The organism is Cerasicoccus sp. TK19100 (assembly GCF_027257155.1).
Lineage (GTDB): Bacteria > Verrucomicrobiota > Verrucomicrobiia > Opitutales > Cerasicoccaceae > Cerasicoccus > Cerasicoccus fimbriatus.
On the sequence record NZ_JAPWDU010000005.1, the window covers coordinates 1 to 21196 of the forward strand.

Sequence of the window (21196 nt, forward strand, 5' to 3'; positions counted from 1 at the left end):
AGCCATTTTATTGGACCGCAACTGCCGAGGATATTATCGCAAAGGTCGCACACCTATGTGCTAAACTTCGCTGACAACACACTAGGGCTGCGCTTCAGTCGCGCTGCGACTTACGCTGACCCTAGGCTAGTATGAGTTCGCACCTTTGGTGCTCATCTTCAAGGACTGATGGTAGTCCGGCTTGATCGCGATTGATTCTTTTGAATGTCCGTTGGCCCAAGGCCGGGCTTTACGTTTTCTTGGCCACAAAGATCATCTGCCAGCCGAACATGCCGGGGAACGCTTTGGTGGCGGCGCGATCAATGGCGGAAGCCAGGCCGGAAGGCATGAGTTTGCGCAAGGGGCCGATGGGGGCGTTGCCTTCCGCAAAGGCCTCCACAATAGTGAAGCCGTGGCTGCGCAGCAGGTCTTGGGCGGACTTAAAGGTGTACCACTTGAAGTGGGTGTTGTCCATGATGCCGCCCGATTCGTATTCAAACTCGCCCAGCAGCATTTTTAGCCGATTGCGGTGGATGAGTAAGTTGGGCAGGGCGACCACGAATACGCCGTCGTCCGTCAATACGCGCCGGATGTCGGCCAGGAGTTTTTCGGGAAAGCAAATGTGCTCCAGAACGTGGGAGGCCAGAATCGCATCGTAGCCTGCGGTAACTTCGGCGGGGAGCCCGGATTCGAGGTTGTGAATGTAAACCGCGTTGAGGCATTTCCGGGCAATGGCCGCTTCGCTCTCAGAAAGGGTGAGCCCATCGACTTGGGCCCCGGTTTGAGCAAGGGCGCGTCCGTTGTCGCCAGCACCGCAGCCGACATCCAATACGCGCTTGGCGCTTGGCGGAATGCAGCCTATCACGCCGGGGTTGCCTGAGTTTTGGTAAACCTTGTCGTTTACTGGATCGTTTTTGATGCCCTCGGCTTTCATCGGGTCGGTCAACTTGGGTCCAGGCGTTGACTCGTTGCGCGCAGCTTAGCGTGCGAGGTCGTTGAGCTTGAGGACCTTGATGCCGCTGGAGGTGAGAATGTCGGTGGCCATATCGTTGTCTTCCAGGTGGAGGACGAGACCGCACTTGCCGTTGGGGCGCATGAGCATCGGGTAAGTGTAGTGGATGTTGATCTCGGTCTGAGTCAATGCGCAGGTGACGTTGCGAATGTCATCCTCGGAATTGAACTCGACGACCATAACCTCGTTGAGCGAGTAGGCAAAGGCATGCTGCTCGAAGAGGTCTTTGGCGCTTTCCCAGTAGTCGGGGATCAGGCGGATAATGGCACTGTCCGTCGTGTCGACCGTGCAGATCGACAAGATGTGAATGTCGTGCTGGGCCAAAAGGCCGATGATGTCATTAAGACGACCGACTTTGTTGTCCGCAAAAATGGAGAATTGCCGGATGTAATCATCGCCCGGGCTGCGCAGTATTTCCGCACTCATAAGTGGGTTATATAAAGCGTCTTACGTATGTAAGACAATCTCTATTTTGGAGTGAGCAAATTTTGGAGTGAGCAAATTAAAGAGAGCAAATTAAAGTGTCGATTTGTTAGGGGAGGGGGAGAAGCTTGGGTTTGCGCCTATTGCAAAATCACTTCACCCAACTCTTTAATCTTTAATTTGCTCACTTTAACACTCCTAACGCGCCAGCGTTAGGTCCACCATCAGGTCGTGGGCAATGGATTCCAGCTCGGCCTGGATGGCTTGCTGGGCGTCGTCGCCGCCGCCGCTGAGGCGCATCTTGGCCCGGAAAAGCGGAGCGCCGGAGTCGGGCGCGGCTTCGGTGGAGGTCGTGAGCTCCTCGATGTTGACCCCGGCTGCGGCCAAGGCACGGGAAATCTTTTGGACAATGCCGGGCTGATCGCCGCCGAGCAGGTCGAGGCTGAAGCAGGGACCACTGGGCGCGGTGGACTTTTCTTCCACGTGCATGGTCAGCTCGAGGTCGGGGATTTCGCGCAGGGCGTCGCAAAGGGCGGCGGCCTGGTCATTGGCGACATGGACTTCCAGCAGGCCGACGAATCGCTGGGCTAGGTGGGCCATGCGGCTCTGTTCCCAGTTGCCGCCGTTTTCGGCGATAACGCGTGCCATACGCTCGACCAGACCAGGCTGGTCGCGTCCACTGAGGGTAAGGATCAACGAAGAATGGCTCATGGCTGCATCGAATCGTTGTCGTGCCTGCGGGTCAAGGGTGATCGTTGTGGGAGGTGGCGCTCGCGAGCGGGGGAGGGTTTATTGTATTCGCAACTCAAGTCGCACCCAGTCGGTGCAACTGGTTTGCGAAGGATGCGTTTGGAGTGCGGCAGCCCTCTGGCGCTTTCGCATGGAACCGAAGACAATGAAGAATTGCACCAAGTGTCGCTTGCTTACGTGCTCGCAAAATGCTGAAAGCGCCAGGGGGCTGGCGCACTCCAAACTTAGGCAATGTTTTTGCCAACTGATCAGAGCCAGGGGCGGACGCGCTGGCGGTAGGCGGCGAATTCGGAGCTGTGCGTCTTGGCGAGGATGCGTTCCTCGGGGCGGATGAATGCCCAGTGCAGCACCGCGATCAGGATCGGTATCGGCAGCAGTGTTATCCACGCGTGATGAAGCGTGGCCAGGCCGAAAAGCATGATCACCTGGCCAAGGTAAATGGGGTTGCGCGAGATGCGGAACACGCCATCGGTGATGAGGTGCGTGGGTTCGCGAAAGGGGCAGATCGGCGTCTCGTGGAGCCGGAACGACATCCATGCTCCGAGCACGAAAAACATCCCCAGCCCGAGCAATGTGTATCCCGCCGCATACCACGGCCAGCCACCGCTACCTGAGTTGGAAGCCCAGCCCAAGACGAATTGCGCGATCACAGCCAGTAGAAACCAGAAAGGCGGCAGCTTGAGCGGGTTCATGTTTTTAGCCGCGGATTGACGCGGATGGAACGCGGATTTTTTGGTGAGGGTAGGGCGCAGTCTCCTGACATGCCGATGCGTTGGATTAGCGTAGGCCGGTCTCTTTAGAGGCCGGCAGGTTGACGGTGCAGCAGACGGATGGCTGAAGCCAACCGCTTACGCCACTCCACTGATGCGGCTGTCTGGAGACTGCGCCCTACCTTTAATGCCGCTCAGATATCCTCGCGGGTGTTCGCGTCGTGGTCGAGATTGAAGAGGGCGTTGACGTGTTCGCCGGCGAGTTCGAGTTTTTGCACCCAGTCCGAGGCGGTCTTTTCTTCTTCGACTTGCTCTTGGAGGAACCAGCTCAGGAAGTGGCGGGTTTCGTAGTCCTTGGCCGTGTCAGCGACTTCGTAAATGTGGTGGATTTGCTTGGTGGTCTTTATCTCGCTTTCGAGTGCGAGTTGGAACGCCTCCAGTGGCTTCGAATACTTCGCCTTGGGTTCTTTAATGGCTTCCAGTTTTACCACGCCGCCACGGTCATTCAGGTAGTTAAAGAACTTCATGGCGTGCATGCGCTCTTCCTCGCTCTGCTTGAGCATCCACTTCGCAAAGCCCGGGTAGGGCTGGGTCTCGAACCAGGCCGACATGGCGAGGTAGAGGTAGGAGGAGGTGAGTTCGTTATTGATCTGCGTGTTGATGGCCGCCGCCACTTCGTCGGAAATTTTCATAGCATAGATGTTGGTTAACGGTTGATGGCGTTAAACTTAGACCACCTTCGTAATGGTGCCAAATGTTTTCCCACATTTGCGGGCACGAAAAAAGCGCGGCTGGTCTAGCCGCGCTTCGTGGAAAGTAAGATTGCAGGATTACTTGCGGCGACGCCAAGCAACCAAACCTAGCACGCCGATACCGGCTAGCAGGGCGTAAGTCGAGGGCTCGGGGACTTGTGTGGCGTTGATCTGCACGTTGTCGATATCCAGGAATCCTGCGACACTGCCCCAGCTAACACTGCGAATGCGGATCGAGACGTTGGACTGGCCGTTTACTGCGGCGGGTAGTGCAACGCTGGCAGTATCCCAACCAGCATTGTAGGATTCATCTTCAACAAAGTCTTCCCAGTTGGTGCCACCGTCCAGGCTGTAATCGACATCCAGGTTGGTGTCCCAAGTGAAGAAATTTTCGCTTTGGTAAGCGAATGAGACGACGACATCCTCGTAGCCAGAGAAATTAAAGCCATTAATTCTGAATGAGGCGCTGTCGTAGGCGGCACCCACATGATACCAGCCAACGGAGTTATTATCCGCGATGGGAGGGATTGGCGGGAGGATGTTTACCTCGGTGCCATCTTCATTGCTCAACTCAGAGCCGATCCCCACGCTAAAGTGGGTGAACACTGAAGATACCCCAGTCTGGCTTCCGTCATTAGGGGTGAGTTTGTCCCAAATGGCCTCTTCGTCCATATTCCAGTAGGTGATCAACTCGGCTTGTGCCGCGGATACCCCGATTAGGCCCGTGATAAGCAATAGGTAGGATTTGTTCATAAAATTATACTAGATGCTTGGTTAGGGTAAATATTCCCTGATTTTTTACGATCCTAAAAATCACCCGCAAAGAAGGGATTTCGCTGTTGCTCGTTGGTGACGGTGGTCATCGGGCCGTGACCGGGGCAGAGGATGGCCTCGCCAGGCAAACTGAGGATGTGCTCGCGGATCATTTTGAGCGCGAGTCGGTAGTTCGCGCGGACGCCACCGATGGAACCGGCAAAAATGGCATCGCCCACAATGGCGACCGTGCGGGCGAGGCCTTCGACGATGAAGCTTGTCCCGCCCGGTGAGTGGCCGCTGGTTACGCGGGCGGTAATCTTGAGCGAGCCGAGCGTGAAGGATTCGCCATCGCGCAGCTCCGTGGCACCGGTGAGCGACTCGCTGGGGTGGGCATAAACTTTGCCACCGGGCTCAAGGCGGGCTTTGAGCGAGCTAAGGTCCTTAATGTGATCGCGGTGGGTGTGCGTTATATAAATAGACTGCAGCGTCCAGCCTTTGCGTTGCAGCATGGCGATCAGCGGGGATGCATCGGCACCGGTGTCGAAGGCGGCGGCCTGGCCCGTGGCGGGGTCGGCGATCAGGTAGGCGTTGACCGTCATTTCCTCGTAGCCGGGGACGGGATGCGGGGTGTTGATCTGCGCGAGTCCGTCGAGCTCGATGGGGTCAGGATACCAGGTCTTTTCGCCGAGGGCGATTAGGGCGTCGGCGTCGAGACCGAGGCTGGGCGCGATGACGCGAGCGGTGTCGGCACAGAAGGTGCCTTTGCGCAGTTGGCGGATGGCTTGGCGGTCGGCCCCGCATTGTTCGGCGAGCTCGCCGTCGCTAAGGCCGAGGCCGGATTGTGCTTTGCCGACGACGTCTTCGGCGAGGTCTTCAATGGGAATGCTCATGGCGAAATGAATTGCGGTGATTGGCAGCTTGTCCAGTGTTGGCGGACGTTTTATGAACACAAGGGGAAAAACATTTTGGGCCGTCGTGGCGTTGGCGCTGTTGACCGGATGCGCGACCTCCGCCGGCACGGGCAAGGTGGCCTACTACGATGTGCCCCAGCGCGGCGCGGTGGCGCTGGAGGAAGTTGGCGAGTTGCCCCGCGCCATCAACGAATCATCCGGCCTGGCGCGTGGCGCGGAAGCGGGTGTTTACTGGACAATGAACGACAGCGGCGACCGTGCGCGGATTTTCGCGATCAATGCCTATGGGCAAGTGATCGGCAAGGCCGGTGCCGAGGGCGTGGCGGTCGAGGGCGCACGGAATCAAGATTGGGAAGACCTCGCCAGCGATTTTAACGGCAACCTCATCATTGCCGACTTGGGTAATAACAACAACCGCCGCCGCAACCTGACCCTCTACCGCGTGCCGATGCCGGACTACGCGACCGCAACGAGCATCACGCCCACGGAGACTTGGCGTGTGCATTATCCGGAGCAGTGGGAGTTCCCGCCGCCGATGAATAACTTTGACTGCGAGGCCGTCTTCGTTGCGCAGGATCAGATTTATCTCGTCATGAAGCACCGGGCCGACCGCGACGCCGCGCTTTACCGGATGGACACGTTCGATAAAGAGAAGTCCAACGCGCTGACCTTGGTCGCGAAAGCGAACCTCCGCGAGATGGTCACTGCCGCGGATTCCTGGAACAACGGTGAGCGCATCGCGGTGCTGACTTATACGGGTGTGTGGGTGTTCGACCCGCCCGGAGGCGATGCCGACAAGATGTTCGAGGGGCCGGCGCTGTGGCTGCCGATTCGCGAAGGCCAGATCGAGGCCATCTGCTTCATGGACGCCGATACGTTGCTCTTAACGAATGAGCAGCGTGGCGTATTTCATTTGCCAATCTCGCGGATGCTGACGGTGGGGCGGCGGTAGGTGTTGTTACCGCTTGGAGGGTTCTTTGAGGTGGCGGCCGATGTCCCTATCGGCCAGAGCAGCGGCCAATAGCTAGGGATATTTCAATAGACTTATCTGCCATAAGCTGCTCTCGCGAACTTATGGATGCTGGCAGCCGAGTCTCTGGCCGATAGGGATATCGGCCGCCACCTTTGGGGAATGGCCTGTGGTAGAATTAGCTAGTTTGGCCGATCAGCCCCTGGGCATATCGCTGGGTGGACTTAGCGTCTTGGCAGAGCCAGCGGGTTAGAATGCGCTCTTGTTCCTCGTCGCTGAGCCGCCAGGGGAGGTCGCTGTCGCGGAGGCGTTCGGTGAGCTCGTAGAGGCAGAGCGAGCTGAAGACGGACAAATTGTAGCTCTGAGTGAAGCCGTGCATCGGCAGGCTGAACCAGACATCGGCCGCGTCGTGGGCGGCTTGAGAAAGACCCTTACGCTCATGGCCGATCAGGACGGCCAGGGGCTTGTCGAGGGGGATCTCGTCGAGGGGCAGCGCGTCGTCGCGCAGCGTGGCGGCGGCGGTGCGGTAACCCTGCGCGCGGAGGCGGTCCAGGCAGTCGGTGGTCTGCTCGTAGCGCTCGACATCGATCCACTTCGCGCCGCCCATGGCGACCTGGTTGCTGATCTTGAACTTCTTGGTGACCTCGGCCACGTGGACCGTTTGTACGCCAAAACATTCGCAGGTGCGCAGAACGGCGGAGCTGTTGTGCGGCTGAAAGATGTCCTCCAGCACGACCGTGAGCCACTGGGTGCGCTCGCCGAGGACGCGCTTCATCTCGGTCAGGCGGCGCGGGTGGTCACGCTCGATAATGAGCTTTTCCCGCAGTTGGGCGAGCTGGTCGCGCGGCATGGACTCCAGCGCGGCGACGAGCTCATCGGGCAGAGGATCGAATACGGGATTGGGCATCGGGGGATAATAGCGAAGGCCGAATGGGGAATGGCGAATGTTTTATTTGGAATGGCGAATGGTGAATTTAGGATTGCGAATGGCGAATAGCTCAGGGCGAATCCCCGTGGCATGGAAAGTGGAATATCCTTCATTTCGGCATTCGCTATCCACAATTCGTCATTCGTTATTACTTATTCGCTATTATCTACCGAATTTCGCTTGACGAATGGCGGAAGATGTCGCTTTATCCTCTGCTTTTTCCCACAATTACTTTTAAGAATTCCTATGCCAGTTGATGTCAAAGTCCGTAAAGGCGAGCCCATGGAAAAGGCGCTCCGCCGCTTGAAGAAGAAGCTCGACCGCGAGGGTGTCATCCGTGACGTCCGCGCCAAGCGTTATTTTGAAAAGCCCTGTGAAGTGCGCCGCCGCAAGAAGAAGGTTGCTGCCTTCACTAACATGCTGCGCCAGCGTTACGAGAACCAGTAAGCGCATCAACGCAAAAGCTTTAGCCGGCGTGGACAGCAGTCCCGCCGGTTTTTTGTGTCTCCATTTGGCGACTTTGTAGGCGATTGACGCCGGACAAACTGAGTATTTGGCCCGATGGCGGGCCGTTACCGTTTGCCAAATGCTCGTAAAAAACCGCCCCGTGGGCGACAGCATGCTTGCGTTTATCTTATTAGCGCCTAAACACTTAACACCGAACTGCTCCGGCTGTCGGGCGACTACCACTCCGGCAAAATCCATCATATCATTAATAATCTGCTGTCATGAATTCATTCTACGGGATTACTCTGGGAGTCTTGGCTGGCTCGCTTTTCCTTTCCGGCTGTAAGGGCGTCAATAATTGGTTCGAACGCGAGCACGAGCTCATGCCGCTCAAGGAACAATACTTCAACGGCGAGCTCTCCTGGAACGAATATCGCGAGAAGAAGGAGCTGCTTCTTGAAGACTTGGAGCGCCGCGAGTACCACGAGAAGCTGAAAGATAAGCGCGAAGCTGAGCGCATGGCCAACGACACTCATACGGTCAACCACATGGTGGAAGAAAAGACCGAAAAGGAGGTCAATGACGCCGTTCTCGCTGAAGATAACGCGATCATTTACGAAAAGCCGGAGCCGGTTGTCTCGCCCGAGCCCGAGTCCCAGTCCGCTGATGCAATCGACATGGGTCTGCTGTCACGCAGTATTAAGACCAAAGATACACCCAAAACTGGTCGCGACACAGGCATTGTGCTGACTTCCGAGCCGACGGTCGCGCCCGGTGAAGAGCTGATTACGGACAGCAAGGACGTCAAGTGGACCAAGGGTAAGGACGGCGTTGTCACTTACGAAGATCCCAAGGGCGCTGAGATGGTTGAGCAGATCATCCAGCGGGCCGAGTCACCGCAGCCCCCGGCTCAAGTGCAGACCACTCCCGTCGATCAGGCTCTACAGGAAAAGGCCAAGCAGGCTCCGAACCCTGAAGAGACCGCCAAGCAGGTGCAGGAGAAGGTCGAAGAAGCTAAAGAAGACCCAGCCAAGGCTGAAGAAGAGGAGCCGGTCATTATGGACTTTGGCACTATCGAGTAGACGGTATAGACAGCTAGGCTTTCGATGTGGCGCTCCATGGGGCGCCGCATTTATTGTACAGATACATTAGGTAGCCCTAAAATATAAGGGATGCTTGGCGTTGTTCTTACTTAATTATTTAGTATGATTTACAACATGAAAAAACTGCTGCCTTTTCTGTGTTTCTGCATTTTCTCGCTTCCTTCACACGCCTTGCTGCTCTTTACGCTGCAAGAAAACGGCCCCGACGTTGAGTTGACGGTTTCAGGTTCGTTGACGAGCTTGTCTGGATTGAGTTCGGCGGGTGTCTCGGCTCCTATCGTGGGTTTGGTTAATCCAAACACCGTGATTATTCAGACTGGGACGAACCTAACTGGTGAATTGTTTTTACCAACTGTGGGTAGTATTACTGGCGATTTGAACTTCGGTGCCGGGACATTGCTTAATGCCAATTTGAATGATGGAGGCTCGGCAATCGTGGGACTTGATCTAACGTTGGGGTTGGGTGCTGGTGCCTTGATTTTACCTAGCGGATATTCGGCAGGCACGCCAGTTACCGGTGGTGGCACTTTCACTGGGCAATCACTGGCGAGCATGGGAGTGACTCCAGGAGTGTATTCGTGGACTTGGACTGGCGCAGGTGACTCTGTCCAGCTAAATGCGGTTTCAGCAATTCCTGAGCCGGGGACTTATATTGCAGCGCTCGGGATGTTGGGACTGGTCGGCTTTGTTTGGATGCGCCGTAAACGTATGGCATCGACCATGTCTGAAGTCTGAGCTTATTAGATGTCGAAGCGCCAGTAGTGATCGCTGCTGGCGCTTTTTTGTGTTCACCTAGTGGATGTCGCTCTTGCTTAGGCCGAGCAGGTATTCGCGGTTGCCGTCGCCGCCAGCGACAGGGCATTCAATCTGGCCAATGATTTTGCAGCCGGGCAGGGCGGTGGCTTCGGCAATGACGCCGGCCAGCGTTTCGGCGCGAAGGGCGTCGTCGCGCAAGATACCCTTGGTTTTGGAAATTACTTCCTTGGGGGCCTCGAATTGCGGCTTAACCAGTAGGATGGCCGTACCTCCCGGGGCGACGCGGTTCCAGATTGGCTCGATGACCTTCTTTAAGGAGATGAAGGACAGGTCCGCCACGACGATGGGGTAAACCTCGTGGGGCAGTTCGGCCTCATCGAGGTCCTTGGCGTTGAGCCCTTCTATATTAGTAACGCGTTCATCGTCGAGCAGGCGAGGGTGGAGCTGGCCATGCCCGACGTCGATTCCGGTTACGTGTGCCGCGCCGCGTTGGAGCAGGCAGTCGGTGAAGCCGCCCGTGGAAGCACCGACATCGAGCGCAGCCAGGCCGCTGAAGTCCAACGGATGCGCGTCGAACCACGACTCCAGCTTCTCGCCGCCCTGGGACACGAAGCGGGGCGGGGCGGTGATGGTCAGCGGCTCGTCGGCGGGAATCTTGGTACTCGGTTTGGCGATGGTGGACCCGTCGGCCCGAAATGCCTGACCGGATTTGATAATTCGCTGAGCGATTGCCCGGGATTCGACCACCCCTTGGGCCACGAGAAGCTCGTCGGCACGTTTGGGGGGCGTGTGGGGGGCGAAGTGGGACGTCATTTTGGGTGAATATCGGTTTTCGGGGAGTTATTCACCAAAATTACCAAGTTATTCACAAAAATCAGCCTCCAAATTTGCCAAAATCGTTACGTATGACGTGTTTACGGAAGAAAAAAGGTTGACGGGGGAGCAAAGTGGGGCATTGTGGGATGTAGTGGGACTACTGAGACGCGCGCACTTATCTCCATGATCGACTTCAACCAGGGCTTTTACGCAGGGGAGTTCAGACACAATCTGGACGCCAAGCGGAGGCTCACGGTCCCGTCCAAGTGGCGTAGTGAAGGTGACGATTCTCAGACCTACCTCGCGTTCCCCGATCCAGCGGGTTGCGTGACGGTCTATCCGCCCGAGATGGTAGCCGAGCTGAAGGAGAAGATTTCCAAGGTCAGCATTGGCGACAAGAAGGGCCGCCGGGCCATCACCAAGCTTCTGGCATCGGCTGACAGTTTTTCCTTCGACAAGAACGGGCGGATCACGGTCAACGACCGTTTGTTCCAGCACGCTGGCATTACCAAAGAGGTTGTGTTGGCGGGCACCGTTAACTTCTTCCAGCTCTGGAATCCGGAGCGCTACGAAGCCTACGTCGCCGACGACGAAGAAGACGAAGACGGCGATCTGAGCGACATCCTCGCCGATCTGGGCTTCTAATCCAAAGACACATGAAAATTTCCAACCGAACACCTCACCATGAAAATCAGCAAACAACTCTACAACGCCGGCATCTTGGGCCGCCAACGTTCAGGACCGACCGACTGGGAATTTGACCAGCCACGCCGTCCGCTTGGCCGCCAGGACCTGCCCTTTCTCGAGGGGGCAACCCGCGAAGAGCCTTCCATGAAGGTTTCCGCCCGCGGCTGGAGGGTCCTGTCCCATGTGCTTCACCTTCGCTAATGGCTCAACCGCTTTGACTCGGACTATGGGACACCTGCCAGTGCTGCTCAACGAGGTGCTCGAATGCTTCTCGCCCATTCAGCAAGGCCGGTATCTCGATGGCACCTTCGGCGGAGGCGGCCACACGACTGCCATCCTCGAAGCCAGCGAACAAGCACACGTCACCGGACTCGATTGCGACCCTGCCGCTGCTGAGCGGGCCGCCGCCCTGAGGGAGCGTTATCCCGACCGACTTTCGTTCTTTGATCTTAATTTCCGTAAACTGGACAAACTGACGCAAACTGGGTTCGCCGGGGTCTTGTTGGACCTCGGCGTTTCCTCCTTTCAGTTGGACCAGGCCGAGCGGGGCTTCTCCTTTCGGGAGGACGCGCCTGCGGACATGCGCTTGAACCCGCGTCAGGGCGTGTCCGCAGCCGAGTTTCTTGAAACCGCCAGCCGCGAAGACGTCATCCATGCCATCCGTAACCACGGTGAGGAAAAACAGTGGCGCCGGGTGGTCGACGCGATCTTCAACGCCCGCGGAACCGGCGTCCTGCAATCTACCGCGAAGCTGGCCGATTTGATCGCCGCTAACGTTTCCCAACGCCGCGGTGAGCGCATCCATCCCGCGACCAAGTCGTTTCAAGGCATCCGCATTGCCGTCAACGACGAGTTGGGCGCGATCGAGGAGGGCCTGCCCAAGGCGTTTGACGCCCTGGCCCCCGGAGGCGTGCTGGCCGTTATCAGTTTCCACTCCCTGGAAGACCGTCTGGTGAAGCGATTCTTCAATCGCGTGACCGGGCGACCCGAGCATGGACGCGACTACCGCGCGCAAGATGAGCGCGTGCAACTCGCCGAAAGGCTTACCCGCAAACCGATTACCGCCGCCGAGGCGGAGATCGCCGCCAATCCGCGCAGCCGTTCGGCCAAACTACGGGCCGTCCGCAAGCTGACTTCACCTCAAGACTGAGGGTTATGAAGACCGCCATCCAATCAGACCACATCTGGGATATGCTCAAGCGCCGCTCTACGACACAGATGACCGTTCGCCGTTGCAAGCGTGCGATATTCCGTCGCCTGCGTGGCGCTTTGCCCGGCCTGAGCCGGGACCACCGTTAACCTCAACTTTTCTGCCATGACTCATTATACGCAAAACATCAACATCTGCCGATTCTCGGCCTTCGCGATGGGCGCACTTACGTTGCTCGTTGTCGCCGGGGGTGCCTTTGGCGTGGTCTACTTGCGCAAGAGCGTGGCGACAACCGCCAAGGAAACGCAGGCCATCCAAGTGCAGATTACCCAGGCCGAGCGCCAGGCTGCCGCGCTGGATGCCCGCATTGCCAAGGCGCACAGTCCGCAGTATTTGACGTCCCGCGCTCCGGCCGGTCTGCGCCCGACCCAGGGTGACCAGATCGTTTGGATGCCGCGTGCCACGCCGCTGCGCCCCACGGATTACGTCGACCCGGCATTGCCGGTCCAGGCACCCGCTGCTCCAGCGGCACCGATCAACCAACCCGCCACTGCTGTGGCTGTGGCCCCCGCCGCCGAGCCGGAGTCACCACTATCCATTTCTTTCGCCTTACCATAAACCACTGCCAAGGGAGGCTGCAGGCCTCGTAACCAATGAACCGCGCATACGTCTCAGGAATTAGATTCGCTTTTTTAACCGTCGTCATTTTCACGTGCTTCGTCGTCCTGCTTGGGCGATTGATCCACCTGCATCTCGTCGAGGGCGAGAAGCTTGCGCGCATTGTTGAGCAGAACCGGGAACGCTTCCTGGATATCAAGGCCCGTCGGGGCAACATCGTGGACCGCCGGGGCAACCTGATGGCCACCACACAGGCCGTTTACGAAATCGGCGTGGACCCGCAGTCCGTCAATCCGGAAGACATGGTCCGCGCGCCGGAACTGGCCGCCGTTCTTGGCCTCGACCCCGAGCTGGTTTGGGAGAAATTCGAGCAAAAGCTGCGCACCGTCGATACGCCCAGTGGACCGGAAATTCGCAACGTGCGCTGGGTTGAACTCGCGGACGCCGTGGACGAAAAAACCTACGACGAAGTCATGGCCCTCGGCATTCGCGCCGTCTATGGGAATCGCAAGTATGAGCGCGTGTATCCCAGTGAGGGACTCGCCGCTCACGTGTTGGGCTTTGTCAATAAAGAGGAAACGCCGGTATCGGGCGTCGAGCGCTTTTGCGATTTTTATCTGGCCGGACAGGACGGCTGGCGCAAGTCCGAGAAGGATGGTCGTCGCCGCGAGTTGGTGCAGTTCAGCTCGCGCGAAGTCGATCCTCGCGATGGCTTGAATGTCGAACTGACTATCGACCTGAATATCCAGCACAAGGTGGAGCAGGAAATCGCGAAGCTCGTCGACGAATACCAGCCCAAGGGTGTCGCCGTAATCGTGAGCGAGGTTGCCACAGGCCAAATCCTCGCGCTCGCCAATTACCCGACCTTCGACCCGAACGAGTTCTGGCGCTTCCCGATCGAGAACCACCGCAATCGCGCGGTGACGGATATTTACGAGCCGGGTTCGACGTTTAAGATCGTGCCCGCCGCTGGTGCGTTGAACGAAGACTTGGTCACCGCAGACCAGCTCTTTGACTGTGGGCAAGCGACCGTTAATTACAAGGGCCGCACCCTGCGTCTGCCCTCGGATCACCACCCGCTGGAGGAGCTTAGCGTCACTGAGATTGTGATCAAATCCAGCAACCGTGGGGCAGCTTTGCTTGGCCTGGAGCTAGAGGAAGAACGTCTTTACGAATACTCGAAGCGCTTTGGCTTCGGCGAGCCGACGGGCTTCCCGCTGGACTTGGAAGAGAATGGCATTCTCCACCCGGTCAATCGCTGGGATGGCTTGACGATTACTCGCTTGCCGATGGGGCACGCCATCAGTGCCACGCCGATGCAGGTACACTTCGCGATGAGCGCGATTGCCAATGGCGGCGTGCTGATGAAGCCGCAGATCGTGCGCCAGGTTTTTGATAACAACGGCGAAGTCGTCGTGCAGTATTCGCCCGACGCCAAGTCGCGCGTCGTTTCTTCCTACACCGCAACGCAGATCACGCAGATGCTTGCTGGCGTTGTCGGGGAAAACGGCACGGCGCGCCGCGCGTCGATTGAAAATTACGGCGTGGCTGGCAAGACCGGCACCACACAAAAGATCGTCGATGGTCGCTATTCGCGGCAACATCATGTAGGTTCTTTTGTGGGCTTTTTTCCGCAGTCAAATCCGCGACTCGTCATCACCGTGGTGGTGGATGAGCCGGAGCTGAAAGGCGTGGGCTATGGCGGCGTCGTGGCGGCGCCTGTCTTTAAAAACATCGCCGAGCACTGCATTCAATACCTGGGAATTCCGCCTGAACCGGAAAACCAAATGATGGCCTTTACGGAGGGCGCACGATGATCGGATTTGCTTCTTTAGAAAACACACTCAGCTGGGGCATGGCCATGCGCAGCAACTCTTCGCAGGGCGGTGCCTTGGCGGCCAAGCGCACCATGCGCGCGCTGACCCACGGCGTGGACTGCATTAAGTCCACCGGCGATAGCGATGTGCCCGTGACTTGCCTTATCACCGACAGTCGTCGCGTGGCTCCGGGCGCTTTGTTCTTCGCCATCGAAGGCGCGAACACCAGTGGTTCTTTCTACGTGGAAGAAGCCATCGACCGGGGTGCCGTCGGCATTGTCGGCGAGCGCGAACCTGGCCCCCGCATGAGCGTGCCTTACTATCAGGTGAAGGACGCCCGTGTGGCGCTGGCCGAGATTGCCGGCCGTTTCTTTGATCACCCGGACCGCGCGATGGACCTGGTGGGCATCACAGGCACCAACGGCAAGACCACGGTATCGATGTTGACGCAGCACCTGCTCGCGGAAAAACCGAGCAGCGTTGGCTTGCTGGGCACGGTTCGCTACGACCTCGGTCGCCGCACGTTGCCCAGCTATAAGACGACGCCCGAAAGCGTGGACATTTACTCGATGCTCGACCAAATGCGCATCGAAGGTTGCGAGTCCGCCGTGCTCGAAGTCAGCTCCCACGCGATCGATCAGCACCGTGTGCGCGGCATGCGTTTCCCGGTCGCCGCGTTCCTGAATCTGACTCAGGACCACATCGACTACCACATGTCGATGGACGAATATTTCCAAGTCAAACGCCGCCTCTTTACCGGCGAAACCGGCAACCAGCCGGAAGTCTGCGTCATCAACATCGACGACCCTTATGGTCTCCGGCTCGCGAAAGAGCTGGAGGCCAAGGGACGCGTCATCACCTTTGGCACGCACGAGGCGGCGGAGATTCGCGCTGAGCAGATTCAGCTCTCGCCCAACGGCAGTGTTTTCAAGCTGACCTGGCAGGGTGGCGAGGCAGAGGTCGCGACCGAACTGGCCGGTAAATACAATGTGAGCAACCTCTTGGCCGCATTGGCGATTTGCGCTGGCATGGGCAAAGACTTGCAGCAGGTGCTGCCGCGCGTGGCGAGTTTCCCTGGCGTGCCGGGTCGCATGGAGCGCATCGATGTGGGCCAGACTTATCCGGTGCTGGTGGACTACGCGCACACCGACGACGCCCTGCGCAACGCGCTGAGCATGCTGCGCGAAATCACCCCTGGACGCGTGCTGGTGGTGTTCGGCTGCGGTGGTAATCGCGACCGCGACAAGCGCCCGAAGATGACCGCTGCCGTGCAAGAGCTGGCCGACCACGCTTGGGCTACTGCGGACAATCCGCGCCGTGAGAAAATTTCCTCGATCTTCGACGATATGCACCAAGGCGTGACGAAGCCCGATGCCATTGAATTCATCGACGACCGCCGCCGCGCGATCAGCCTCGCGCTCGATGCCGCGGCCGCTGGCGACTGCGTGCTCATTGCCGGCAAAGGCCACGAAACTTATCAAGAATTTGCTGACACCGTTGCCCCGTTTGACGACCGACAAGTCGCGCGGGAATTACTCAACCTCAAAAAACTGCGACCTCACTGATGCCACGCTTTAGCCCACAGCTGCTTGCCGATTGGACCGCCGGAAAGTGGTTGGGCACCACGCCAGACAAGCAGATCACTGGCTTCTGCCAGGACACCCGGAAGCTGAAACCGGGTGATTGCTTTGTCGCGCTCGAAACGGAGCAGCGGGACGGTCATGCCTTCCTCGCTTCGGCGCGCGATGCCGGGGCAACCGCCGCGCTCGTGAGCAAACCGCGTGACGATATTAACCTGCCGCAGTTGTATGTGGGCGACTCGCTGGGCGCGTTTCAGACGATCGCTTGCCAGCACCGTCATGCATTTCCAGGGCAGGTTGTAGGCGTGACGGGGAGCTGTGGCAAAACGTCGACCAAGGATCTCATTGCACGTCTGCTTGGCGATGAGTGCCTGAAGACAGAAAAGAATTTAAACAACACCATCGGCGTGCCGTTGACCTTGACCCAGCTCGATGCGGAGAAGCATCGCTACGCGGTAGTCGAGGCGGGCATTAATCAGCCTGGTGAGATGTCGACCCTGGCCGCGATGATTTCGCCGGACGTGTCGGTGGTCACCATGATTGGGCCGGCTCACTTGGAAAAGCTGGGCAGCCAGGAAAATATCGCCCGCGAGAAGGCTGAGCTGGTCCGCCTGTCTGCGCCCGGTTCTTCGCTGCTTTGCTCGGCAGGGTGTTTGCAGTATCCGGCGTTTCATCAGTTTGGCGGAGAAATTTTCAGCGTGTGCCAGGCTTGCGGAGAAGATTCCACACTCGACTACACGGAATACCACAGCTGTTTCCGCTTCTTCCGCGAAGGGCAGGGGACACGGGTTCAGGTGAAGAGCGCTTTGTTCGCAGGGCAGTTCACCATCGACTCGCACCTGACTAAGGGCATGGTGTCCAACGCCGTGCTCGCCGTGCTGACCGCCATACTTTGCGGTGCAAAGTGGGAGACGGTGAAGCAGCGCTTACAAGGCTGGAAGCCCGGTGCCGACCGTGGCTCGATTTACCTGCGCGGCGATGACCTGTTTTACGTGGATTGCTACAACGCCAACCCCGCTTCGATGACCGATGCACTGGAGACATTTGCCACGCTGGCACCTCCAGATGCGCCCCGGCTGTATGTGCTCGGCGGGATGAAGGAGCTCGGCGAGCATGCAGAAGCTTTGCATCGCAAAGTGGGTGCGGATGTTCCGCTGCGCGCACAGGATCGCGCGGTGTTAATCGGCGCGGAGGCCGAGGCCTACGCCGAAGGTTTGCGTGAGGCCGGTGCCTCGGCCAGCCAAGTCACGGTGTTTGATAGCTCCGATGTCGCTCAGGATGCGATGGGTGATTTCCACGGATCGATTTTTGTAAAAGGCAGCCGCGCCTATGCGCTGGAATCGTTGCTGCCGGAGGGTTTGATGACGCGTAAGGAGACGGCTGCATGTTAACGTATTTGGCAGGATTGGAGGAAGTTTGGGGACCGTTCCGATTGTTCGGTTCGATCACTTTTCGCATGATGATGGCGGCGGCCACGGCATTGGCCGTGGGCTTTATTATCGCGCCCCGGATCTTTGATCGCCTGCGCCGCCTAAAGGCCGAGCAAATTTTGCGCAACTCCAGCGAAGTCGGCAAATTGGCCGATCTACACGCCAGCAAAAAGAGCACGCCAACGATGGGCGGGCTCATGATTTTTGCCGCCGTAACCGGGAGTTCCATTCTTTGGGCCAAGCCGAATGTTTACGTGATCACGGCGCTGGTCGTCTACGCGGGGTTGACCGCGATTGGCTTCTTTGACGACTACCTGAAAGTAACGAAGAAAAGCAGCGCCGGTTTATCGAGCCGTTGGAAGCTGGCGGGGCAGGCTTTGTTGACCTTTCTCGCGCTTGGCCTACTGCTCGGAAACTCCGAGACGCGCGGCGTGATGAGCGAGCTTTGGCTGCCGTTTTATAAATACGCGGTGCTGGCACCCATGCCGATTTGGTTCGCCTTTGTCTTTTTCTTTTTCGTGCTGGCGGGTTCGAGCAATGCGATCAACCTGACTGACGGCATCGACGGCTTGGCCATCGGTTGCACGGTGACGGTGGCTCTGGTTTACGCGATCTTTGCCTACGCTTCGGGTAACACGATTATCGCCGATTACTTCCTGATCAGCTACATCCCGGGGACGGGGGAACTGGCCGTGGTTTGCACTGCGCTGGTGGGTGGTAGCCTGGCGTTTCTCTGGCACAACAGTCACCCGGCTACGGTCTTCATGGGAGACACCGGTTCGCTGGCGCTCGGCGGCCTGATCGGAGCCATTGCCTTCATGGTCCATCAACCGGTTACGCTGGTTATCGTGGGCGGTATTTTTGTGATGGAAGCCGTGTCGGTTATCTTGCAAGTCGGTTCGTTTAAGCTGACGGGCAAGCGCATCTTTCGTATGGCACCGATCCACCACCACTTCGAGCTCGCCGGTTGGCATGAGTCGAAGGTCGTTATTCGCTTTTGGATTTTGTCGTTCATCTTCGCCTTCATCGGACTCGCCTCACTCAAACTTCGCTAATTCATGACTCGCATCGCCAAGCAGATTCCCGACTTGCAAGCATCGCCCGCCGCGGTGCTGGGGGCTGGCGTGAGCGGACTTGGCGCGATGGCGCTGCTGCGCAGCCAGGGTGCGTGGGTAAATCTTTTTGACGAGCGCGGAACCTCCGGGGCAAAAACCGACTTCACCGAGCGCGACGCCAAGCAGCATCGCGTCGTGGTGCACAGCCCGGGCTTTGCGCCGAGTCACCCTTGGCTAGTACGCGCACGCTCAGCCGGAGCCAAGGTTTATGGCGAGCTGGATTTTGCCTCCATGTTTTGGCCGGGCGGCCTCGTTGCCGTGACGGGCGTAAACGGCAAGACCACGCTGACCGAGTTTCTCGTGCACGCACTTAAAAACAGTGGGACGGACGCGCTGGCTGCGGGCAATATCGGCTACCCACTTTCCCGCTTTTTCGAAACCGCAGGTGCCGAGAACACGGTCGCGGTTTGCGAGGTCAGTTCATTCCAGGCCGAGGTCATGCATGCGTTTCGTCCGCAGGCGGTGCTCTGGACGAATTTCGCTGAAGACCATCTGGAGCGGCACGGCTCCATGAAGAATTACTTTGCGGCGAAGTGGCGCCTGGTTGAGCGCTTGGCCCGCCCGCATTTAATCATTGGGCCCAGTGTGGCGCAGTGGGCAGCGGAGCTGGGATTCGCGCTGCCGACCTACACGAAGATCGTGAATGTCGACGCTGTGTCATCACCGGCGGACAGTCCCTTTGCGCGTGCGCCGCAACGTGAAAACTACGCGATCGCGCGAGCCTACTGGGAAGCTGAGGGCAACGACATGGCCGAGCTCGAAGCCGCGGCGCGCACCTTTAAATTACCCGCTCACCGTCTGGAGCTCATCGCCGAATGCGAGGGCGTGAAGTTCTACGACGATTCCAAAGCAACGAATTTCCATGCCGCTGAAGCTGGTTTGATTGCGACAGATGAACCGGTTATCTGGATCGGCGGCGGGCGTCGTAAAGGCGGGGACATCGCGGGGTTTGCCCAGCGCATTGCCCGAAAAGTTCACTTTGCCTGCCTGATCGGGGAGTCCGCTGCCGAGCTGGCTGAGGCATTAACCGCTGCAGGCACCCCAAATGCGGTGTTGCCGAATCTACCCGACGCCGTCCGCGAAGCCTGGAAACGCCACGAAAATGGGGGTTCTATCCTACTTAGCCCTGGCTTTTCCAGTCATGATCAATTTTCCAGCTATGCGGAGCGCGGGGAATGCTTTAAACAAGCGGTTTTGAGTTTGAAGGGCGTCACTGCCGCAACTACCGTCACCGAATGCGTCAAATCGTAAAAACCATCACCATGAAACTTGCCCACATTTTCACCATCGTTCTCGGACTGCACGCGGTTGTTATCCTCGCGCTGTTCGTCGGGCCAGGATGCGCCTCGGACAAGGGGGAAACCAACGCTGCCGCAGCTCAGCCGACTGGCGAGCCCAGCCATGCGCAGGAGCAACCTTACCGCCCGGCCAATGCACCCGTGCGCCCCAACCCAACCGCTGCCCAGAGTGGCAGCCAGACCCGCTACCCGCCCACGCGGCCAGACTGGAACATCAGTGACTCTTCATCGCCAGAGGTTGTCGTGCCCGCCAGCCAGACCTACGTGGCGCGGGACACCTATGTTGCCGAGTCTTCGGAGCCGCTCGTTTACGAGGACAGCAGCGTGCAAGAGTTTAACAAGGTGCGCTCCTCCGGGACGCCCAGTACTCCGGATGCACCGGTCACGACTGTTGCCACTCCGCAACCCTCGTCTGGCGGAAAGACCTACATTGTGAAGAAGGGCGACGTGCTTTCGAAGATCGCCCGCAATAACGGCGTAACGCTGGGAGAGGTCATGGCCGTGAACGGCTTCGACAAGAGCTCGGCCAACAGCTTGAAGATCGGCCAGGTCATCATTATTCCGGCTGCGTCGGATGACGAACCCTCCGCTCCGGTCAATGCGCCCACACCCACCTACGCACCGGTGCAGATCAGCGAAGAAGGCCAGGTTTACACCGTGCAATCGGGCGACAACCTCTCCAGCATCGCCAAGCGCTACAACTCGAATGTGCGCACCATCCTCAGCGCGAACGGCCTGAGCAGTGACCGCATTTTCGTCGGCCAGGAGTTGCTGATCCCGAAGGTTGAGGCCGCGCCGCAGCCAGAGGTAGGCGTGCCCAATGCCGCCGGTGAAGTGCCTTACGTCGTTGCCTCGGGTGACACTTTGGGGGCAATCGCCAACCGCTATGGCGTGTCGGTAAAAACCATCATGCAGTCCAACGGAATTTCTGATCCGCGCCGTCTGCGTGTTGGCCAAACGCTGATGATCCCGACCGGTCTTGAGCCCGTTGCTCCGGCTCCGAAGCCAGCCCCGAAGCCCGCTGCGGTAGTTACGCCGAAGCCAGCGCCACTGGCACCCGCTGCTCCCGTTGTCCCAGCACCGGTCGTGCCTGCACAGCCACAACCCGTCTTTGTTGAAGAAGAAACGAACGAGCTCGACGAGATCGATATCGAGAACGCGCCGGTAGTTAACGTCCAGGAATAATTG

The 21196-nt window shown here is 58.4% G+C and carries 24 protein-coding genes; 15 read left to right on the forward strand and 9 right to left on the reverse strand.

Features of this window, described 5'->3' with window-relative positions; genetic code table 11:
- Positions 1-229: 229 nt before the first annotated feature.
- The 7 genes from O3S85_RS12635 to O3S85_RS12665 all read right to left on the reverse strand — a co-directional run bounded on the left by O3S85_RS12635 (position 230) and on the right by O3S85_RS12665 (position 5272).
- Complete coding sequence (locus O3S85_RS12635) at positions 230-913, reverse strand: class I SAM-dependent methyltransferase (protein ID WP_269540751.1); 684 nt, start codon at positions 911-913, stop codon at positions 230-232.
- Positions 914-958: 45 nt separating this feature from the next.
- Positions 959-1417 carry an acetolactate synthase gene (locus O3S85_RS12640; RefSeq protein WP_269540754.1) on the reverse strand — a complete coding sequence of 153 codons (459 nt, stop codon included), beginning with the start codon at positions 1415-1417 and terminating at the stop codon, positions 959-961.
- A gap of 195 nt (positions 1418-1612) precedes the next feature.
- Entirely contained in the window at positions 1613-2125 is a 513-nt protein-coding gene (locus O3S85_RS12645; protein WP_269540755.1) for a glycine cleavage system transcriptional repressor, read from the reverse strand.
- Between the two features lie 287 nt (positions 2126-2412).
- Complete coding sequence (locus O3S85_RS12650; RefSeq protein ID WP_269540756.1) at positions 2413-2856, reverse strand: methyltransferase family protein; 444 nt, start codon at positions 2854-2856, stop codon at positions 2413-2415.
- Between the two features lie 212 nt (positions 2857-3068).
- Positions 3069-3566: a ferritin gene (locus O3S85_RS12655; RefSeq protein ID WP_269540758.1), complete on the reverse strand. Its 498-nt coding sequence runs from the start codon at positions 3564-3566 to the stop codon at positions 3069-3071.
- A 138-nt stretch (positions 3567-3704) separates the two neighbouring features.
- A complete protein-coding gene (locus O3S85_RS12660) occupies positions 3705-4379 on the reverse strand; it encodes a PEP-CTERM sorting domain-containing protein (protein ID WP_269540759.1) in 675 nt (224 codons plus the stop codon).
- A gap of 53 nt (positions 4380-4432) precedes the next feature.
- Positions 4433-5272 carry an MBL fold metallo-hydrolase gene (locus O3S85_RS12665; RefSeq protein WP_269540761.1) on the reverse strand — a complete coding sequence of 280 codons (840 nt, stop codon included), beginning with the start codon at positions 5270-5272 and terminating at the stop codon, positions 4433-4435.
- Between the two features lie 52 nt (positions 5273-5324).
- Between O3S85_RS12665 and O3S85_RS12670 the strand changes: the two genes are divergently transcribed.
- Complete coding sequence (locus O3S85_RS12670; protein ID WP_269540762.1) at positions 5325-6245, forward strand: hypothetical protein; 921 nt, start codon at positions 5325-5327, stop codon at positions 6243-6245.
- 196 nt (positions 6246-6441) lie between these two features.
- Here O3S85_RS12670 and O3S85_RS12675 read toward each other — a convergent pair whose 3' ends face one another.
- Positions 6442-7170, reverse strand: a complete 729-nt coding sequence (locus tag O3S85_RS12675) for a TrmH family RNA methyltransferase (protein WP_269540763.1) — start codon at positions 7168-7170, stop codon at positions 6442-6444.
- A 267-nt stretch (positions 7171-7437) separates the two neighbouring features.
- Between O3S85_RS12675 and rpsU the strand changes: the two genes are divergently transcribed.
- The 3 genes from rpsU to O3S85_RS12690 all read left to right on the forward strand — a co-directional run bounded on the left by rpsU (position 7438) and on the right by O3S85_RS12690 (position 9476).
- Complete coding sequence (gene rpsU, locus O3S85_RS12680; protein ID WP_269540765.1) at positions 7438-7638, forward strand: 30S ribosomal protein S21; 201 nt, start codon at positions 7438-7440, stop codon at positions 7636-7638.
- A gap of 281 nt (positions 7639-7919) precedes the next feature.
- Positions 7920-8720, forward strand: a complete 801-nt coding sequence (locus tag O3S85_RS12685) for a hypothetical protein (protein ID WP_269540766.1) — start codon at positions 7920-7922, stop codon at positions 8718-8720.
- A 135-nt stretch (positions 8721-8855) separates the two neighbouring features.
- Positions 8856-9476: a PEP-CTERM sorting domain-containing protein gene (locus tag O3S85_RS12690; RefSeq protein ID WP_269540768.1), complete on the forward strand. Its 621-nt coding sequence runs from the start codon at positions 8856-8858 to the stop codon at positions 9474-9476.
- 57 nt (positions 9477-9533) lie between these two features.
- Here the strand turns inward: O3S85_RS12690 and O3S85_RS12695 are convergent, their stop codons facing one another.
- Positions 9534-10310, reverse strand: a complete 777-nt coding sequence (locus tag O3S85_RS12695) for a TlyA family RNA methyltransferase (protein WP_269540770.1) — start codon at positions 10308-10310, stop codon at positions 9534-9536.
- A 186-nt stretch (positions 10311-10496) separates the two neighbouring features.
- Between O3S85_RS12695 and O3S85_RS12700 the strand changes: the two genes are divergently transcribed.
- The 11 genes from O3S85_RS12700 to O3S85_RS12750 are packed head-to-tail and all read left to right on the forward strand — an operon-like array spanning position 10497 to position 21193.
- A complete protein-coding gene (locus tag O3S85_RS12700; protein ID WP_269540773.1) occupies positions 10497-10958 on the forward strand; it encodes a division/cell wall cluster transcriptional repressor MraZ in 462 nt (153 codons plus the stop codon).
- 39 nt (positions 10959-10997) lie between these two features.
- A complete protein-coding gene (locus tag O3S85_RS12705) occupies positions 10998-11201 on the forward strand; it encodes a hypothetical protein (RefSeq protein ID WP_269540775.1) in 204 nt (67 codons plus the stop codon).
- A 25-nt stretch (positions 11202-11226) separates the two neighbouring features.
- Positions 11227-12150: a 16S rRNA (cytosine(1402)-N(4))-methyltransferase RsmH gene (gene rsmH / locus O3S85_RS12710; RefSeq protein ID WP_269540776.1), complete on the forward strand. Its 924-nt coding sequence runs from the start codon at positions 11227-11229 to the stop codon at positions 12148-12150.
- A gap of 5 nt (positions 12151-12155) precedes the next feature.
- Positions 12156-12299: a hypothetical protein gene (locus tag O3S85_RS12715; protein WP_269540778.1), complete on the forward strand. Its 144-nt coding sequence runs from the start codon at positions 12156-12158 to the stop codon at positions 12297-12299.
- 16 nt (positions 12300-12315) lie between these two features.
- A complete protein-coding gene (locus O3S85_RS12720; protein ID WP_269540779.1) occupies positions 12316-12768 on the forward strand; it encodes a hypothetical protein in 453 nt (150 codons plus the stop codon).
- A 35-nt stretch (positions 12769-12803) separates the two neighbouring features.
- The gene (locus O3S85_RS12725) at positions 12804-14585 is read left to right on the forward strand and encodes a peptidoglycan D,D-transpeptidase FtsI family protein (RefSeq protein WP_269540781.1); all 1782 of its coding nucleotides are present in this window, start codon (positions 12804-12806) and stop codon (positions 14583-14585) included.
- Entirely contained in the window at positions 14582-16150 is a 1569-nt protein-coding gene (locus tag O3S85_RS12730; protein WP_269540782.1) for a UDP-N-acetylmuramoyl-L-alanyl-D-glutamate--2,6-diaminopimelate ligase, read from the forward strand. The genes O3S85_RS12725 and O3S85_RS12730 overlap by 4 nt, the downstream gene beginning before the upstream one ends.
- The gene (locus tag O3S85_RS12735) at positions 16150-17556 is read left to right on the forward strand and encodes a UDP-N-acetylmuramoyl-tripeptide--D-alanyl-D-alanine ligase (RefSeq protein ID WP_269540783.1); all 1407 of its coding nucleotides are present in this window, start codon (positions 16150-16152) and stop codon (positions 17554-17556) included. The genes O3S85_RS12730 and O3S85_RS12735 overlap by 1 nt, the downstream gene beginning before the upstream one ends.
- A complete protein-coding gene (mraY, locus tag O3S85_RS12740; protein WP_269540785.1) occupies positions 17550-18650 on the forward strand; it encodes a phospho-N-acetylmuramoyl-pentapeptide-transferase in 1101 nt (366 codons plus the stop codon). The genes O3S85_RS12735 and mraY overlap by 7 nt, the downstream gene beginning before the upstream one ends.
- Positions 18651-18653: 3 nt before the next feature.
- A complete protein-coding gene (gene murD, locus O3S85_RS12745) occupies positions 18654-19961 on the forward strand; it encodes a UDP-N-acetylmuramoyl-L-alanine--D-glutamate ligase (RefSeq protein ID WP_269540787.1) in 1308 nt (435 codons plus the stop codon).
- A gap of 11 nt (positions 19962-19972) precedes the next feature.
- Entirely contained in the window at positions 19973-21193 is a 1221-nt protein-coding gene (locus O3S85_RS12750) for a LysM peptidoglycan-binding domain-containing protein (RefSeq protein WP_269540788.1), read from the forward strand.
- Positions 21194-21196 lie beyond the last annotated feature (3 nt).

What these genes read in the sequence shown, in the direction of transcription:
- O3S85_RS12670 (WP_269540762.1), top strand. Translation starts at nt 5,325, where the DNA reads ATGAACACAAGGGGAAAAACATTTTGGGCCGTCGTGGCGTTGGCGCTG.
- mraY (WP_269540785.1), top strand. Translation starts at nt 17,550, where the DNA reads ATGTTAACGTATTTGGCAGGATTGGAGGAAGTTTGGGGACCGTTCCGA.
- O3S85_RS12690 (WP_269540768.1), top strand. Translation starts at nt 8,856, where the DNA reads ATGAAAAAACTGCTGCCTTTTCTGTGTTTCTGCATTTTCTCGCTTCCT.
- rpsU (WP_269540765.1), top strand. Translation starts at nt 7,438, where the DNA reads ATGCCAGTTGATGTCAAAGTCCGTAAAGGCGAGCCCATGGAAAAGGCG.
- O3S85_RS12650 (WP_269540756.1), bottom strand. Translation starts at nt 2,856, where the DNA reads ATGAACCCGCTCAAGCTGCCGCCTTTCTGGTTTCTACTGGCTGTGATC.
- O3S85_RS12655 (WP_269540758.1), bottom strand. Translation starts at nt 3,566, where the DNA reads ATGAAAATTTCCGACGAAGTGGCGGCGGCCATCAACACGCAGATCAAT.
- O3S85_RS12750 (WP_269540788.1), top strand. Translation starts at nt 19,973, where the DNA reads ATGAAACTTGCCCACATTTTCACCATCGTTCTCGGACTGCACGCGGTT.
- O3S85_RS12700 (WP_269540773.1), top strand. Translation starts at nt 10,497, where the DNA reads ATGATCGACTTCAACCAGGGCTTTTACGCAGGGGAGTTCAGACACAAT.
- O3S85_RS12695 (WP_269540770.1), bottom strand. Translation starts at nt 10,310, where the DNA reads ATGACGTCCCACTTCGCCCCCCACACGCCCCCCAAACGTGCCGACGAG.
- O3S85_RS12645 (WP_269540755.1), bottom strand. Translation starts at nt 2,125, where the DNA reads ATGAGCCATTCTTCGTTGATCCTTACCCTCAGTGGACGCGACCAGCCT.
- O3S85_RS12730 (WP_269540782.1), top strand. Translation starts at nt 14,582, where the DNA reads ATGATCGGATTTGCTTCTTTAGAAAACACACTCAGCTGGGGCATGGCC.
- O3S85_RS12685 (WP_269540766.1), top strand. Translation starts at nt 7,920, where the DNA reads ATGAATTCATTCTACGGGATTACTCTGGGAGTCTTGGCTGGCTCGCTT.
- O3S85_RS12635 (WP_269540751.1), bottom strand. Translation starts at nt 913, where the DNA reads ATGAAAGCCGAGGGCATCAAAAACGATCCAGTAAACGACAAGGTTTAC.
- O3S85_RS12715 (WP_269540778.1), top strand. Translation starts at nt 12,156, where the DNA reads ATGAAGACCGCCATCCAATCAGACCACATCTGGGATATGCTCAAGCGC.
- O3S85_RS12705 (WP_269540775.1), top strand. Translation starts at nt 10,998, where the DNA reads ATGAAAATCAGCAAACAACTCTACAACGCCGGCATCTTGGGCCGCCAA.
- O3S85_RS12720 (WP_269540779.1), top strand. Translation starts at nt 12,316, where the DNA reads ATGACTCATTATACGCAAAACATCAACATCTGCCGATTCTCGGCCTTC.
- O3S85_RS12640 (WP_269540754.1), bottom strand. Translation starts at nt 1,417, where the DNA reads ATGAGTGCGGAAATACTGCGCAGCCCGGGCGATGATTACATCCGGCAA.
- O3S85_RS12665 (WP_269540761.1), bottom strand. Translation starts at nt 5,272, where the DNA reads ATGAGCATTCCCATTGAAGACCTCGCCGAAGACGTCGTCGGCAAAGCA.
- murD (WP_269540787.1), top strand. Translation starts at nt 18,654, where the DNA reads ATGACTCGCATCGCCAAGCAGATTCCCGACTTGCAAGCATCGCCCGCC.
- O3S85_RS12660 (WP_269540759.1), bottom strand. Translation starts at nt 4,379, where the DNA reads ATGAACAAATCCTACCTATTGCTTATCACGGGCCTAATCGGGGTATCC.
- rsmH (WP_269540776.1), top strand. Translation starts at nt 11,227, where the DNA reads ATGGGACACCTGCCAGTGCTGCTCAACGAGGTGCTCGAATGCTTCTCG.
- O3S85_RS12725 (WP_269540781.1), top strand. Translation starts at nt 12,804, where the DNA reads ATGAACCGCGCATACGTCTCAGGAATTAGATTCGCTTTTTTAACCGTC.
- O3S85_RS12675 (WP_269540763.1), bottom strand. Translation starts at nt 7,170, where the DNA reads ATGCCCAATCCCGTATTCGATCCTCTGCCCGATGAGCTCGTCGCCGCG.
- O3S85_RS12735 (WP_269540783.1), top strand. Translation starts at nt 16,150, where the DNA reads ATGCCACGCTTTAGCCCACAGCTGCTTGCCGATTGGACCGCCGGAAAG.